This is a genomic window from Pseudoalteromonas sp. Z1A8 (assembly GCF_011378855.1).
In the GTDB taxonomy this organism is placed as follows: Bacteria; Pseudomonadota; Gammaproteobacteria; order Enterobacterales; family Alteromonadaceae; genus Pseudoalteromonas.
Genome location: NZ_WTLB01000012.1, coordinates 11,524 through 26,492 on the forward strand (window position 1 = coordinate 11,524; position 14,969 = coordinate 26,492).

14 protein-coding genes are annotated in these 14,969 nt (G+C 38.2%); 7 read left to right on the top strand and 7 right to left on the bottom strand.

Going from position 1 to position 14,969, the window contains the following annotated elements; translation table 11 throughout:
* Position 1 precedes the first annotated feature (1 nt).
* On the bottom strand, positions 2-1,531 hold the full coding sequence (locus tag GQR55_RS06600; RefSeq protein ID WP_166419953.1) for a deoxyribodipyrimidine photo-lyase: 1,530 nt from the start codon (positions 1,529-1,531) through the stop codon (positions 2-4).
* An 87-nt stretch (positions 1,532-1,618) separates the two neighbouring features.
* Here GQR55_RS06600 and GQR55_RS06605 point away from each other — a divergent pair, with 87 nt between their 5' ends.
* The 5 genes from GQR55_RS06605 (at position 1,619) to GQR55_RS06625 (ending at position 6,674) form a co-directional block, all read left to right on the top strand.
* The gene (locus GQR55_RS06605) at positions 1,619-2,227 is read left to right on the top strand and encodes a flavin reductase family protein (protein ID WP_166419954.1); all 609 of its coding nucleotides are present in this window, start codon (positions 1,619-1,621) and stop codon (positions 2,225-2,227) included.
* A 33-nt stretch (positions 2,228-2,260) separates the two neighbouring features.
* Positions 2,261-3,922, top strand: a complete 1,662-nt coding sequence (locus GQR55_RS06610) for a YHYH protein (protein WP_206012048.1) — start codon at positions 2,261-2,263, stop codon at positions 3,920-3,922.
* 9 nt (positions 3,923-3,931) lie between these two features.
* Entirely contained in the window at positions 3,932-4,462 is a 531-nt protein-coding gene (locus tag GQR55_RS06615; protein WP_165729021.1) for a hypothetical protein, read from the top strand.
* Positions 4,462-5,907, top strand: a complete 1,446-nt coding sequence (locus GQR55_RS06620) for an ATP-binding protein (protein ID WP_166419956.1) — start codon at positions 4,462-4,464, stop codon at positions 5,905-5,907. Before GQR55_RS06615 ends, GQR55_RS06620 begins: the two co-directional genes overlap by 1 nt.
* 92 nt (positions 5,908-5,999) lie before the next feature.
* Positions 6,000-6,674, top strand: a complete 675-nt coding sequence (locus GQR55_RS06625) for a response regulator (protein ID WP_007581275.1) — start codon at positions 6,000-6,002, stop codon at positions 6,672-6,674.
* 27 nt (positions 6,675-6,701) lie between these two features.
* On the opposite strand, the gene GQR55_RS06630 is transcribed toward GQR55_RS06625, so the two are convergent.
* Positions 6,702-7,559: a PA4780 family RIO1-like protein kinase gene (locus GQR55_RS06630; RefSeq protein ID WP_010555357.1), complete on the bottom strand. Its 858-nt coding sequence runs from the start codon at positions 7,557-7,559 to the stop codon at positions 6,702-6,704.
* A 311-nt stretch (positions 7,560-7,870) separates the two neighbouring features.
* Here GQR55_RS06630 and GQR55_RS06635 point away from each other — a divergent pair, with 311 nt between their 5' ends.
* Positions 7,871-8,146 carry an EF-hand domain-containing protein gene (locus GQR55_RS06635; protein WP_007581281.1) on the top strand — a complete coding sequence of 92 codons (276 nt, stop codon included), beginning with the start codon at positions 7,871-7,873 and terminating at the stop codon, positions 8,144-8,146.
* A gap of 12 nt (positions 8,147-8,158) precedes the next feature.
* Positions 8,159-8,614, top strand: a complete 456-nt coding sequence (locus GQR55_RS06640) for a hypothetical protein (RefSeq protein ID WP_101217777.1) — start codon at positions 8,159-8,161, stop codon at positions 8,612-8,614.
* Between the two features lie 88 nt (positions 8,615-8,702).
* Here GQR55_RS06640 and GQR55_RS06645 read toward each other — a convergent pair whose 3' ends face one another.
* The 5 genes from GQR55_RS06645 to GQR55_RS06665 form a co-directional block, all read right to left on the bottom strand.
* The gene (locus GQR55_RS06645; protein WP_166419957.1) at positions 8,703-10,082 is read right to left on the bottom strand and encodes a VCBS repeat-containing protein; all 1,380 of its coding nucleotides are present in this window, start codon (positions 10,080-10,082) and stop codon (positions 8,703-8,705) included.
* A 272-nt stretch (positions 10,083-10,354) separates the two neighbouring features.
* Positions 10,355-12,295, bottom strand: coding sequence for an EAL domain-containing protein (locus GQR55_RS06650; protein ID WP_166419958.1), 1,941 nt, complete (start codon positions 12,293-12,295; stop codon positions 10,355-10,357).
* Between the two features lie 235 nt (positions 12,296-12,530).
* On the bottom strand, positions 12,531-13,376 hold the full coding sequence (gene yghU, locus GQR55_RS06655; protein WP_166419959.1) for a glutathione-dependent disulfide-bond oxidoreductase: 846 nt from the start codon (positions 13,374-13,376) through the stop codon (positions 12,531-12,533).
* 81 nt (positions 13,377-13,457) lie between these two features.
* A complete protein-coding gene (locus GQR55_RS06660) occupies positions 13,458-14,039 on the bottom strand; it encodes a rhomboid family intramembrane serine protease (protein ID WP_166419960.1) in 582 nt (193 codons plus the stop codon).
* Positions 14,040-14,154: 115 nt separating this feature from the next.
* Positions 14,155-14,838, bottom strand: coding sequence for a type 1 glutamine amidotransferase domain-containing protein (locus GQR55_RS06665; RefSeq protein ID WP_166419961.1), 684 nt, complete (start codon positions 14,836-14,838; stop codon positions 14,155-14,157).
* Between the last annotated feature and the right edge of the window lie 131 nt (positions 14,839-14,969).

Consider the following 14,969-nt stretch of genomic DNA (forward strand, 5'->3'; position numbering starts at 1 on the left):
CTTACTCAGCCTTACTGTTACTTTTAGTATCCGTTTTACTTTTTGTTCGAGTAACTTTTTGAGTACCCCCAACGTGCTTTTTAAGAATCCTCCCTATGGCGCGTTTAACATCGGCTCGCTCACGGTATTGCCATAAGCGCTCGCGTGCTTCTTTTGAAGCCGCAGTTAAATCAAGCATGGGTTCAGGGTAATCCTCCCCTAACTTAAAGTCGTTAAATAGCGCTTCCATCGGAGTTTGCTCCCAAGGCTGATGTAAGTATTCAATAGGGAGTTTTTCAAGTTCGGGGCACCACTTTTTTATAAATGCGCCAGTTGGGTCTTGATCTTCCGACTGCTTAATTGGGTTGTAGTGCCTAATGGTGTTAATGCCTGTTACCGAGGCTTGCATTTGAATTTGCGGGTAGTGAATCCCTGGTTCAAAATCTAAAAAGTAATTAGCTAAAGGAAAGCTCGCTTGCTGCCAACTTATATTTAAATGATGCGTTACAAAGCTTACAAGCATGGCGCGCATTCTAAAGTTTATGTAACCGGTAGCTTTTAAGCAGCGCATGCAAGCGTCAATAATGGGAATACCTGTTTGACCTTGTGCCCAACGCTCAATATCGGTTTTTACGTTTTTGTCATCACGATACGGAAATACATGATAACCCGAATTAAGGGCTAAAAACTCCATAGAGCATTCACTTTCAAACTTTTGTATAAAGTGGCAATGCCAATGCAAACGCGATACAAACGCTGCAAGCGGGCGCTTCCAACCTCTTTTATCAGGGTGTTTTGAATGATATTCATCAATGGCCATTTGATACACTTGCCTAAGGCTAATGTTCCCCCATGCTAAATACGGCGAAAGTCGAGAGCAGTGTGTTTGGCTTAAACTTGGGCTTGATATTCCTTTTTGATAACCTTTGCCACGCTCAGCAAAAAAACTCTGCATTACAGTGCGTGCTTGCAAAGAACCGCCTTGCTGAAAGCTGTCGTGATTTTGCGTGTAGGTAGTTGGTAGCGCTGGTACTTGGTAGTTATTGAGGGTAATTGTTTTTATGTTTTTCCAATTAGGAACAGCAATAGGTGCTTGCATTGTTTGCTGCCAGCGTTCGTTCCAATTATCGCGATTTTTTTTGCCTCGAATAACCGCGCCTGTTTGTGATTCTTGCCAGTTTATGTGGTTATGCTGGCACCATGCTTTTATTGTTTTATCGCGCTCAAAGGTGTTGTTTAAGCCTATTTCTTGATGGCTAAAAATGTTCACTATTTCAAACTGAGTTTTTAACGACTCAAGTAAATCGTTCATATTTAAATTAAATATATAAACACAGGCGTTAAAACGCGCTAGCTGATTATTTAATTCAACTATTGATTGAGATACAAAGCGCCAGTGCCGCTCATTGTAGTGGGCATCTTCAAGTAGTAATGGCTCAAAATTGTAAAGTAGTAGGGTAGGTAAACCATTACTAAATGCACTTTTTAGAGGTTGATGATCACTAAGACGTAAATCGCGCTTAAACCAGACTATGTTTATTTTTTCATGCATATTTTAAAAAATGGCTGCTGCTTTAAAATGTTGTACGTAATAAACTTATTTTAAGATTTGCAGCGTAACTTTTAATAAAGGAAAAATATGTTTTTAGATTTAACCGAAAATACCAACCAAAATGTTTACTCTTACTTAGTAGGCGGTATAAGCCCAAGGCCTATCGCGTGGGTAAGCACATTAAATAGTGAAGGTATTGCGAATATTGCGCCTTATTCATTTTTTACTGTTGCTAGCTGCAAGCCACCTGTTTTAAGTGTTACGCAGGTAAATCTTAACGACAAATCAAATAAAGATACCCTCAGTAATTTACTAGCTACTAAAGAATGTGTGGTTAATATTGTAAGCGAAGAACTAGTTGAAAAAATGAATCAAAGCTGTGCTAATTATCCAAGCGATGTAAGTGAGTTTGATGCTGCAAATATCACACAAACTAAAAGTCAGTTAGTGAACGCGCCAAGTGTTGCCGATTCAAAAGTGCGGTTTGAATGTAAGCTACGCGAGGTTATTAGTATTTCCAATGAGCCTGGCGGCGGAAAAATGATGTTGTTGGATGTAGTAGGTATTTGTATAAACGATGGCGTGATGAGTAATGGCTATATTGACCCTGAATTATTAAACGCAGTGGGCAAAATGGGCGGCGATTACTTTAGTACAACCAAAGATAAGTTTTTGCTTAAAAGGCCGCAGTTGTAATCTTAATGGTGATTCTTCCTTAGTTTGTGCACATTGTTTGCACTTTTACTTGTTAACTTTATTTTATTAAACGTTAATGTAAAGGTTCAAATATTGAAAACTCTCTCTCAAACAAAAACTTCTAATGTAACTAAGTTATTTGCATTAAGCGCGCTTTGCATCGCTTTAAGCGCATGTAATAGCGATTCAACAAGTACTACAACAGACGGCGAAACGGTCAATAATAGTGCTCCAACGGTTGACGCCGGTATTGATCAAACTGTTAATGCGGGCGATACCGTTTATTTAAGTTCAACAGTTGAAGATGATGGCGAAGTATCTGTTAGCTGGTCACAAACATCAGGCACTACCGTTAGCTTATCTTCAAGTACAGCAACTTCTACTGAGTTTGTTGCACCTGAAGTTTTAACCGATGAAGCACTTGTATTTGAAATCAGTGCAGATGACGGTACTAACGATGTTGTTATAGATACAGTTATAGTTAATGTTATTGCTTCATCAGACTCAGATACTGGCACTATTGATAATAGTGCCAAACTTACCAGCTGGTTAATTAACAACGATACAACCTCTACTTATATACAAAACAATGGTGCAGTGGTTGAGGACGTGCAATCGGTTGAGGTTGTTACTGTTGCACAAGACGATGCCGATGTTGAATACATGTATGTGCAAACAACTGACATTCCTAAATATGACGTAACGCTTACACAAGACCAAGTAGATTCACTTAATAATCGTCCATGTGCAGCGACTGACTTTTATAACGGTGTAACTTCAGCAGAAGTTGGGCAAACAATTTCGTTTGGTGAAGATATTGGCTATAACAGCAGTACTGAAAATTGTGATGACACAGGCGGTGCCGGTTATTGGCCTCCAGGGCCAGGTTGCCCGACAGAACAAACAGTTGAGGCGTACTTTCCCATAACACCTAACGACTTATCGGATACCGAAACCTGCGAAACGGGTTTAGGTACAGTGGGCTTAATGGTTAATGGCACCAGTATATTTAACTGGGGCGATGGCATGAGCTACGGTAATAATATTTGGTATACATTAGCGCCCATTGCTGAGCAATACGATGTTGATGTGTGTGGCGGACATGCTGCTAACGGTGAATATCATCACCATTTTTATACTAGTTGCTTAGCTGATTTACTTGAAGATGATGGCGATGCGCATTCACCTATTTATGGGTTTGCAGCTGATGGCTATCCGCTTTATGGTCCTTATGAAAGTAACGGTCAACTTGCATTAAGCGGCTGGGAAATGCGTGATTATGGCGCGTCAGAAAGTGAAGGTGGTTGTGGTACTGAAGGTGAGCGAAGCTGTACTTTAGTCGATCAATACGATGTTAGCCAAGGCACACAAACAAGTGATGCAGGTCCTGCTATTGGCGCAGAAGTAACGACGCTCTCTGGTAATACATTAAATGCCGACGATGGTTATTACTTTGAAGATTTCTACTACGCACAAAAAACAGTAACCGGTGCTCAATTAGATGAGCATAACGGCCACGATACTAACGATGGCAAGGGTTATCACTACCATATAACACTAACGTTAGACAGTGATGGTAAATTACAGCCTTCTTTTCCTTATCAAATAGGGCCTCGTTTTAAAGGTCAATTAGCCGATAATTCAATTGGTCGCTGTGATACGGGCGAAACAATGGGTCCACCACCGGGAATGTAAGGAGTAACTATGCGTTATTTTAAATACGCATTGATCCTAACTACTGCTGTGCTATTGAGCTTTAAGCTCTTTGCGCAGCAGGAAATGATGGATCATAGCCATATGCCTATAGCAGTGCCAAGTGATACGCCAATCCCGGCATTAAGCCTTAAGTTATTAAAAGATAGTATGTCGGGTTATAACTTAATTTTAGATACTCAGCGCTATGATTTATCTGTACCCCCTGAGGGCGCAATGAACATGCAGCAAATGATGAGCGTTACTACAAACGATGACACGGGCTTTTTACAAGGTCATGCTCATTTATATATAAATGGGGTTAAAATACAGCGAATTTACGGACATGCATTGCATTTACCTGCTAACTTATTTAAAAGTGGTATAAATACCGTATCGGTTACTTTAAATAATCATGGTCATATGTATTGGACCGCTCAGGGCAAAAAAATAGTTGCTACGCTGTATGTTAACGATCAAACCAAAGAGTTTATAACATACCGATTTGAAAGCTTTCCTAGCAAGGTTGAAAACACGCATTAATGAAAATTCATAATAAACTTTTTTTAATACTATTTAGTTTTACCTTTAGTGTTATTGCAGGGCTAGTAGTACTTATACAATGGAGTATAGGGCAAGGCGTAATTGATTTTGTTAATGCAAAAGAAGTAAAAGCGCTTGAACCACTTGTTGTGCAACTTGCAAAGCAATACGAAAAAACCCCCTCATGGGAACGTGTTGTTGGCAATGGCGAAAATTTTAGAAAACTTGTTGAATCTCAGCTAGAAAATAGCCAGTTTTTACCTAGGCCACCAGAAGGTCCAGGCCCCAGAGGGGGAATGATGCGACGGCCGCCACCCGATCATATTCGTTTAGGGGGAGAGCGCCGCCTACCACCTGAAAATATTGCTCACTACGCTTTGCTTGATGAAAATAAGCAGCGAGTAGTGGGTAGATACCTCAGCGATTTAAAATATATAACAACCCCAATTACAGTGAGCGATAAAACAGTGGGTTACTTAGCTGTATCTAAAAGAGATAGCTTGGTTGATGGTTATGAGCTTGATTTTTTACAGCAGCAAACTAACTACTTATGGTTTATTGCTTTAGCCGCTGTATTGCTTACATTGCTAGTTACCTTTTTATTGTCTCGTCACTTAGTTAGTCCAGTAAAGCAAATTGCTAATGGTATGCATCGCTTAACGCAAGGTAATTACGAGACCAAACTTACGCTTGAGCGAAAAGACGAATTAGGCCAATTAAGCGAAGATTTTAATATCCTTGCATTTACACTCGCTAAAGACGAGCAAGTGCGCAAACGCTGGCTAGCTAATATTTCTCATGAGCTTAGGACGCCAATGAGCATTTTACTCGGTGAACTTGAAGCTATGCTACTTGGCATACGTGAACCGAATACAAAAAATATAAGCTCAGCTAACGATGAAGCTTTGCATTTAAAACGCTTAATAGATGATTTGCATATGCTCAATAGCGCAGAGTTAGGGGGTATGCATTACACTATGCAACCTACTGATATGGCTTTATTATTAAATACTATTGAGCAAAAATATCAGGTTATACTTGAGCAGCACAATATAAAAATTTACTTACTCAATAGCGCTAAACACATAACTGTACAAGCAGATAAAACCCGACTTTTGCAGCTGCTCGATAATATTTTAATGAACGCGGTACACTATGCACAATGCACCACTATTTCATTAACGGCTAATAATATAAGCATTAAAGGGCAAACCTACTTAGAGCTTATAATTGAAGATAATGGCGTAGGTGTAGAGCAGTCGCATTTATCGCATTTGTTTGAGTATTTATATCGAGTAGATAGCTCTCGTAATCGCCAAGAGGGCGGTTCGGGCTTGGGCTTATCTATTTGCCAACATATAGTTAAAGGCCATAATGGTGAAATAGCTGCTGAAAAAGCCACTCTAGGCGGTCTTGCTATTATTATTAGGCTACCAACTATTTAGCTTTAGTTGATTCAGATAAAAAATACGTAACTTGAACTTTGTTTGATATGGTATTTTTATCTAAGTTTGGATTACTAATAACAGAGAACTCTATGAGCGAACAAATACTGATTGTGGAAGATGAGGTAAAGCTGGCTAACTTAATGAGTGACTTTTTAAGTAGCCATCATTTTGTTACTCATCAAATACATCACGGAAATGAAGTATTACCTTGGCTTGAAATTAACAGGCCGAGCGTAATTTTGCTCGACATAATGCTACCTGGTCAAAGTGGTATAGAACTATGTAAAGCAATCAGGCGCTTTTCAAATGTGCCTATTATTATGGTATCGGCAAAAGTAGAAGAAATAGATAGGCTGCTTGGACTTGAGTTAGGTGCAGATGATTATATTTGTAAGCCGTTTAGTTATGCTGAGCTGGTGGCGCGAGTTAAAGCTATATTAAGGCGATTAAGTAGCGCAAGTGATGTTACAGAGTCAACAATGAAGCTTGACGAGAGTACCTACAGCGTAAAATACAAATCAAACAGCATAGAGCTTACGAACTTTGAATTTCAGCTATTTAAACCTTTGTTTAACAACCCAAATCGTATTTATTCGCGCGATAGTTTAATGGACACTATGTACGCCGATCAGCGTATTGTGAGCCATCGTACTATTGATAGCCATATTAAAAAGTTGCGTAAAAAACTAGATGAAGTGACACAAACTGAAAGTGTTATTCAGTCTGTTTATGGGGTTGGCTACCGATTTGTGCACCCGCAGTAAGAGGTATTAGTAAGCTATGACGATGAGCTATTCATCATCGTCAGCATTTTTAATTCGCTCTAAGCGGTCAAACTCTTCGTATTCGGCAGCTTGAATTTCATCAAGAATAGAATCTACATCGGCAAGTTCGTCACTGTCTTCAAATTCACCTGTAAGCGTTGAATTAGGCGTTAAATTGGCCTCTTCAAATAATGCCCACATTTCTTTAGCGTATTGAGTTTTTAGTATGCTTGGCGCAAATTCACCATAGTAGCGGCGTATGTTATTTACATCGCGTGCAAACATAGCTTGTGCACTGTTATTTGCTGAAGCGTTAACTGCTTGCGGTAAATCTATAATTACAGGGCCGTTATTATCTACAAGTACATTAAATTCAGATAAATCGCCGTGTATTATACCTGCGCAAAGCATAAGCTTAATGTAATGCATCATGAGTTTATGTTGCTCAATAGCTTGCTCTTCACTAAAAACGACATGTCCAAGTTGAGGGGCTACGTTACCATTCTCGTCCGACACAAGCTCCATAAGCAGCACGCCATCAATACAAAAGTAAGTATCAGGAACACGTACACCCACGCCAGCTAAACGAGATAACGCATCAACTTCGGCATTTTGCCAAATCTCTTCTTCTAATTGACGGCCATAGCTAGAACGTTTACCCATAGCACGCGCTTGGCGTCCACCACGTACTTTTCGGCCTTCTTGGTATTGTGCCGCTTTTTTAAAGCTACGTTTAACCGCGTCTTTATACACTTTCGCACAGCGAATGTGCTCACCACAGCGGACAATAAATACATCGGCTTCTTTACCGCTCATTAGTCGGCTTATAACTTCGTCAATAAGGCCATCATCAACAAGGGGTTGTAGGCGTTTAGGTATTTTCACAGATTGCCTGCTAAGTAGGGTTGGTTATTAATCATTATTTATGAAAGTGCTCTGTATTTGTTTGTTTAATTGGCTCAAGCAGTATATCAGCTTTGAGAATTAAGGGCAGTAACACTACTGCCTGAGAGTAATTAATCGTATTATTTTATTAGCTTATATATTGATTGCAAAGCAATCAACCAGAACTTTTTAAATAAGTATTTAGATTACTATTTTTTATTAAAATAATTTATTACTTCCTCATTATTTGCACATTGTTTGCGTTTTTAAAGCGTAAGCTTAGTTTAATTCTTAAATACGAGGTTATTACTATGAAGCATTTTTCAACTCTTGCCACTGTGGCAATATTATCTATTGCTTTTTCAGCTAATGTAGCTGCTCGAGGCGGTGACAATCCTCCTGAAAAACCTGACTTTTCAACTATTGATACTGATGGTGATGGCGTAATTAGCTTTGAAGAGTTCAGTGCTAAAAAACCGCCACACGGCGATGCACAAACAATTTTTGATTCTATAGATGCCGATGGTAATGGCGAAATTAGTGAACAAGAACTTAGCGATCATAAACCACCTCGTCGTGAACGCTGAAAGGATACTAAAATGATTAATAGTATTAACAGTAGTTCTGCGAATTTTATGCCGCAACAAAGTAGTCAGGCTGCAAAACTAACAACAGAGCAAAGCGATTTTGTTAAAGAAACGCTTGCAGAGTTTGACGCTGAAAACTTAACCGAAGAAAACGCGCAAAGTATTCAAGCGGCATTTAAAGAACAAGGTATTGAACCAACAAAAGAGCTTGCTGATTTAATGAGCGAACTTGAGTTTGATGCTAAAAGCATTGGTGATGCAGGACGAGTGGAAGGCCAAAGACCGCCACCGCCGCCACAGAACTCATTAGAATCAGTAGATACAGACGAAGTAGTCAGCTACTTAGATGAGCTATTAACTGAGTATTCAAGCCAGTTGTCTGATGAAGATAAAGAATCGATTCTTGCATCAGTGCAAGAGAAGTTTGGTTTAAGTGAAGGCGATTCACTGCTAAATGTAACTGCTTAGGTGTTATAACTTAGAGTAAAGCTGACTGTTACTCGAAAGTCTTAAGTCCAAAGCCCAACGGTTAACTCTGTTGGGCTTTTTTATTGGCTTAATTTAAGCGTGTTTCTATTTTGCTGGTGCCATCTTCTTCGGTAAATTTAAATACAAAATCTTTTTTACCGTCTTGGTTTATGTCTACCAGAAGAATATCTTTATTATTTTTAGGCAGCGTTAGTTTTAATTTTTTACGTTTATCATTTAGCAGTGAGTCTTGCTCTCCGTAATAAATATACAGCGTTTTTTTACTGTATTTGTATACTGCGTCAATATAGCTGTCGCCGTTAATATCACCTAAATATAGGGCTGGCTCGGAATCATCGCCGTTCATTCCTACTTCCATTTCTAAATCAAGTTCGATACTCGATTTATTGGCAAATGAGCCGTCGGGTTGCTGCTTATAAATGTTCATTTCTACATCTACATCAGTACTGCCACCGCCCAATGCCATAGACGCAATAGTACCTAAGCCAATATCTAAATCCATTTTTTGTAAATCAATTAAGCCATCATTATTAAAATCAGTTTTGAGCAATAACTCACTAGGGCCTTGTGTTTCAAATAAGGTAATGGGCGTATTACTAAAGCCTTTAGCACTTCCTAGGTACAAAGTATGTGCTATTTTTATATCTAACGAATCCATACCTTGCGTTGGCTTAAACTGTCTAGTTGTAAAATCTAGAAATCCGTCGTTATTAATATCAATAATTTGCTTTATTTTGCGAGTCTCTCCATTACTTAGCTCGCCTAACTCGATGTTAAAATCAATTGAGGTAAGCTTTTGAACAAAGCCTTCTGAAGTACCAAGCAAAACATCGGCTCCAAAGTCATTTGAAAAAACCAAATCGTTTACGCCGTCGTGGTTAAAATCAATAACGACCGGTTTATTGTTAATATTAACTTCTAGCGAAAGCCCTTTTCTTGAAAAACTACCTTCGTACAAAGGGGGTTGTTTAAATTTGTTAGGCTTAAAGCTGCCATCTTTATTTTGAATGTATAAAGTACTGCTTGCTAACCCAGGGATGAAAATATCGCTTAGACCGTCGTTGTTGGCATCGAAGACAAAGTCTATTTTTTCAAGTTTATCTATTTTTAATTGATTTAGAACCGACTCATAATTAAACAATAGTGTTGGTTTACCAGCATGGGCTTTGTATACGCCATCACTTGTTAGTACGAGTGCTTGTTTATCGGTAATGTTAGCAAGTGTAGCCACATCAAACCCGATGGCATTTTTTGGTAAAGCAAGTTCGCTATTAAGTGATGTGAGTAAATTAATGGTTTCTAATTGCTTTGATTCTTTATTATACGCAAATAAAATTTCTGAATTGGTGGATACTAATTCATCAGTTGTTTTTATTGTCATTGTTTGAGCTATAACGCTCATGGGGGTAAGTAAAGTGATGAGTGAATAGCAAAGTGATTTTATCATGCAAATTCCTTTTTTATATTTAGTTATTTAATCACGTTTTTATTATTCACTTATTAAAATAACGTAGCGCATAACTTGTTATGTTCAGTGCTGGCTGTTGTGCTAATTAGCGTAAATTTAAACGTAATATACTTATGTAAGTTGGATTATATTTAGCCTACGCTAATTACTATGTACTGGGTGTAAGTAATTGTAAGATTATGTTTAGTTAATTTGAAAGCCAGCACGCGAGCTTATAAATTGAAACTCTGCTGCTTTTGTAAGGGATATTGTTAACTACACAGCTTGTTTTGCCCATGCAGATAAGCGTCTACAAAATCTACTTCCATTGGCCTTGAGAAGTAATAACCCTGAAGATGAGATACACCAATATTAGTGAGTGTGTTTGCTTGCTCAATGGTTTCGACGCCTTCGGCAACAACCATAAAGTCTAAAGATGAGGCCATTTGTACAATTGCATGAATAATACTTAATCCTCTTTTATCCATATTTTGAATAAAGCTTCTATCTATTTTTACTATATCTACACCAATATCAAGCATGCTTGAGAGTGATGAGTAACCAGTACCAAAATCATCAATTGAAATACAAAAACCTTGCTTTTGTAGCGCTTTAACGGCTGTTAAAAATGTGAGTTTATCCTCGGCAAATACTGACTCAGTAATTTCTATATGTAGATTTTTAGGTTCTATTTGATGGGTATTTACTATTTTTAATACCTTAGTTACAAAATCAGGATCTTGTAGTTGAATAACCGATACGTTCACGCTTATAGCAATTTGGGGTTGTAAATGGCTAAACTTTTTAGCTTGAATACAGGCTTGATCGATTACCCAAAGGCCCAGTTCGGTAATTAAACCGTATTGCTCAGCAATAGTAATAAACTCATCAGGAAAAATATTTTCACCGTCTAGTTGCCAGCGTAAAAGTGATTCAAACGAGGTAACCTTGTTTGTTTTACTATCAACAATAGGCTGAAACACTAGCCTCAAACCATTTTCTTCTACGGCACTAGCTAAACGTTGGCTTAAAAGATATTCCCTTTCTTGTTTTAACTTGAGAGAATCGCTATAAATATTTATATTACCTTTAGCCATGCGTTTTTGGTGATACATTGCGGTATCAGCTGAGCGAATTAAGGTATTTAAATCGTTTCCGTGCTCAGGATACATAGCAATTCCAATTGTGGCAGATACCCATTTTTGATATTTATATGTTTTACGTTCGGCGCCAATACTCTGAAGTACTTTATTAGCAAACTCGAAAAGCTCAGCTTGGGTTTGATACGTTGCTAAAATTAAAAACTCATCCCCGCCCCAGCGGCATTTATAAAGCTGCTGGTTGCATACATTGCTAATTCTCAGGGCTATTTCTTTTAATACTTTATCGCCTACTTTATGGCCTAGCGAATCGTTTATTTGTTTAAACCCATCTAAATCTACAAATAATAAAGCAAAGGGATCTTTAGGATTATCTGTGATTTGTTTGTTTGCATTTTTTAAAAATGCGGTCCGGTTTAATAAATTAGTGAGTGGGTCGGTATTGGACAAGCGATAGATCTCTTCAGTACGTTGCTCAACCTTGTTTTCCATTTCATTAAGCAGTTCTCTATTTTGGTTTTTGAGCTGAATTGCGCTATGTGTAAATGTGGCTGATTTGTATGATGAAGCAATCATAATAAATGCAAAAGTTAAGCCTAATAGCCCTAATATGTGCTGGTAATGATCGCTTGAAAGCATTAACAGAAAAGAGTAGGGAGCTAATAAAGTAAAGCTATATAAAATAGCAGTAAAACGGCTACCAGATAGTATGTTGGCAGAGCCACCAGCAAGCGCTGATAAAATAGCTATGGTAGTGGTAACTTCTATAGTAGATGATGTGCTATGAAACCAAATAGCATAACCACACCAAGACATCGCTGTTAGTACGCAACCAACAGCAAAACGGATTAGGTAAGAGTTTGTATTATAAGGTTTATTGGACTTTTGAGTTTTCAAAAAAAGCCCTACATCAATAGTGCGCAAAGTAAGCACACTCATTATTATGCCAAACCATACTATTTTATCGTGGTTGATATTCTCGTTACTTATATCAAAAGCAAATACTAAAGCAACGCTTACTAATACAGAAACGGCAATTCCGGCAACCGCATTCGAGTATAAAATTTTGAGCGCTTCTTTTCGCTCATCAGTACTTAAATTATTATATGGCACTAATTAATACCTTTTTCAAAAACAACACCTAGGAAATTAAGTAAACCATTTAGAAAATTACATCACTGGTAATACAAAGAGCTTAACGAACTTTTACACAACTAAATAAATATAGTCTATGAGTGAAATAAAAAAAGTTTAAAAAGTAAAAAGGCCCAAAATAAATATTTATTTTGAGCCTTAAAATTATCAAGCAGGTTAAAGTGTTAACGACTTTACTTGCTGTTCTATAGATTTAACCTTCGAAATCGCTATCGTTATGGCGCTCTGCCATTTGCTCTTCTTCAGGGCCCCATGTGCGATTTACGCGACGACCACGCTTTACTGCGGGGCGCTCTGATATTTGCGTAGCCCAGCGTACAACATGGGTGTATGAGGCAACATCTAAAAACTCTGCTGCATCATATAAAGCTCCAAGCACTAACGATCCGTACCACGGCCAAATTGCAATATCGGCAATTGAGTATTCATCACCTGCCATGTATTCATTTTCGTTTAAATGGCGATTTAACACGTCAAGCTGGCGTTTGGTTTCCATGGTAAAACGGTCAATAGGGTATTGCATTTTACTTGGTGCGTAGCTATAAAAATGACCAAATCCGCCACCTAAGTAAGGCGCTGAGCCCATTTGCCAAAATAGCCAGTTACGACACTCAGTTTTAGCTTTTAAATCTTTAGGTATGAGTACATCAAATTTCTCAGCCAAATACTGTAAAATAGAACCAGATTCAAAGATGCGAGTAGGCGGCGTGGTTGAATGATCCATTAGCGCTGGGATTTTTGAGTTTGGATTAATATCAACAAAGTCAGATCCAAACTGATCGCCATCACCTATGTTTATTAAATATGCGTCATAGTCTGCATCGGTGCAACCAAGCTGTAAAAGCTCTTCAAACATGATTGTAGCTTTTTGGCCATTAGGTGTCGCAAGAGAATAAAGCTGAAATGCGTGCTCACCAATAGGTAGAGTTTTGTCATGAGTCGCGCCTGCAATTGGGCGGTTAATGCTGGCAAACTTACCGCCACTTTCACTTTCCCACGTCCATACTTTTGGTGGCGTGTATTCGTTTTTATCACTCATAAATAACCTCTGTTAGATAAAATACATATATAATAAATGTGGCCATTAAAAATTAATTAAAGGCAATGCTAAGCATTTAATTTACCGACCTTTTAATTTATCGGCTTTTGCTAATCTATAACCTAAAAAGAACCCGCTTAAAGCTCCAAATAAATGGCTTTCAAACGATACATGATAGCGCTGGGGTAAAACACCCCATATAAAACCGCTATAAAGTATAGCCACTACAACAGCAATTATAATTGATTTTAATGAGCGTCTGACTAAGCCGTAGCATAGAATAAAGCCCCATAAACCATATATAACACCGCTTAAACCAACATGTATGTTACTGCGCCCAAATGCCCAAACTAACAGTCCACCAACTAGAGCGGTAAAAATAAATACGTTATAAAAACGTTTTACGCTGTACTGACAAATTAGCCAACTTAACACCACAAATGGGATCATATTACTAGCAAAGTGCCACCAGCTACCATGTAAAAATGGCGCACATAATATACCAATTAACCCTTGAATACTGCGTGGATATATACCTAAACCATTTAGGTTTATACCAGGTAGGCTATTGATCACTTGTAGTACAAAGCAAATAGTAACAACACTAAAAATTGCAAAACGTGTGCTGGTTAGTAATGACTGTGTGGTTGGCTTGGTTGCCATATAATCGCCCTAATTGACTTTAAGAGTTGCCAGTATAGGAATTGTATTTACTAATGAAAAGCAATTAAAAAAGCACAGCGCAAAAACGCTGTGCTTTCTTACTAATTAATCACTATTAACCTAACTTGGTTAATAGTTTTTTAGCTGCTAGTTCAGAGCTTGCTGGGTTTTGACCGGTAATAACTAAACCATCTACTAGTGCTAATACACCCCAGTCGTCAGTTTTTTGATAGTCACCACCTTTTTTAATTAGCTCGTCTTCCACTAAAAATGGCACGATATCGGTAAGTTGTACTGCAGCTTCTTCAGAGTTAGTAAAGCCAGTTACTTTTTTACCGGCTACTAGCGCATTGCCTTCGGCATCTTTAACATTCAAAAACGCTGCACTTGCATGACATACCGCTGCAACAGGTTTTTGCTCTTTTACAAAGCTTTCGATAAGTGAAATTGAATCGGTGTTATCAACTAAGTCCCATAATGGACCGTGACCGCCTGGATAAAATACCGCGTCAAAATCGCCAGATTTTACTTCGCTCAACACTTTAGTATTTGCCATAAGTGTTTGTGCTGCGCTATCGGCGTCGTAACGTTTAGTTGCGTCTGTTTGAAAATCAGAAAGTGTGCTTGTTGGGTCAATCGGTGGTTGACCGCCAGCTGGAGACGCTAATGTTACTTCAACACCTGCATCAACAAATGCATAATAAGGGGCTGCAAATTCTTCTACCCAAAAACCTGTTTTTTCGCCAGTGTTACCAAGTTCTGCGTGAGATGTAAGAACCATAAGTATTTTTTTAGACATTGAATATATTCCTTCTGATGATTTAAATTAGTAAATCTTGCTTACCAATTACTATATGCACTAACAGCGGTTTAAACAACGATGATAAATTTAACTTTATTGGTTCAACAATTGATACAATGAAAAGGTTG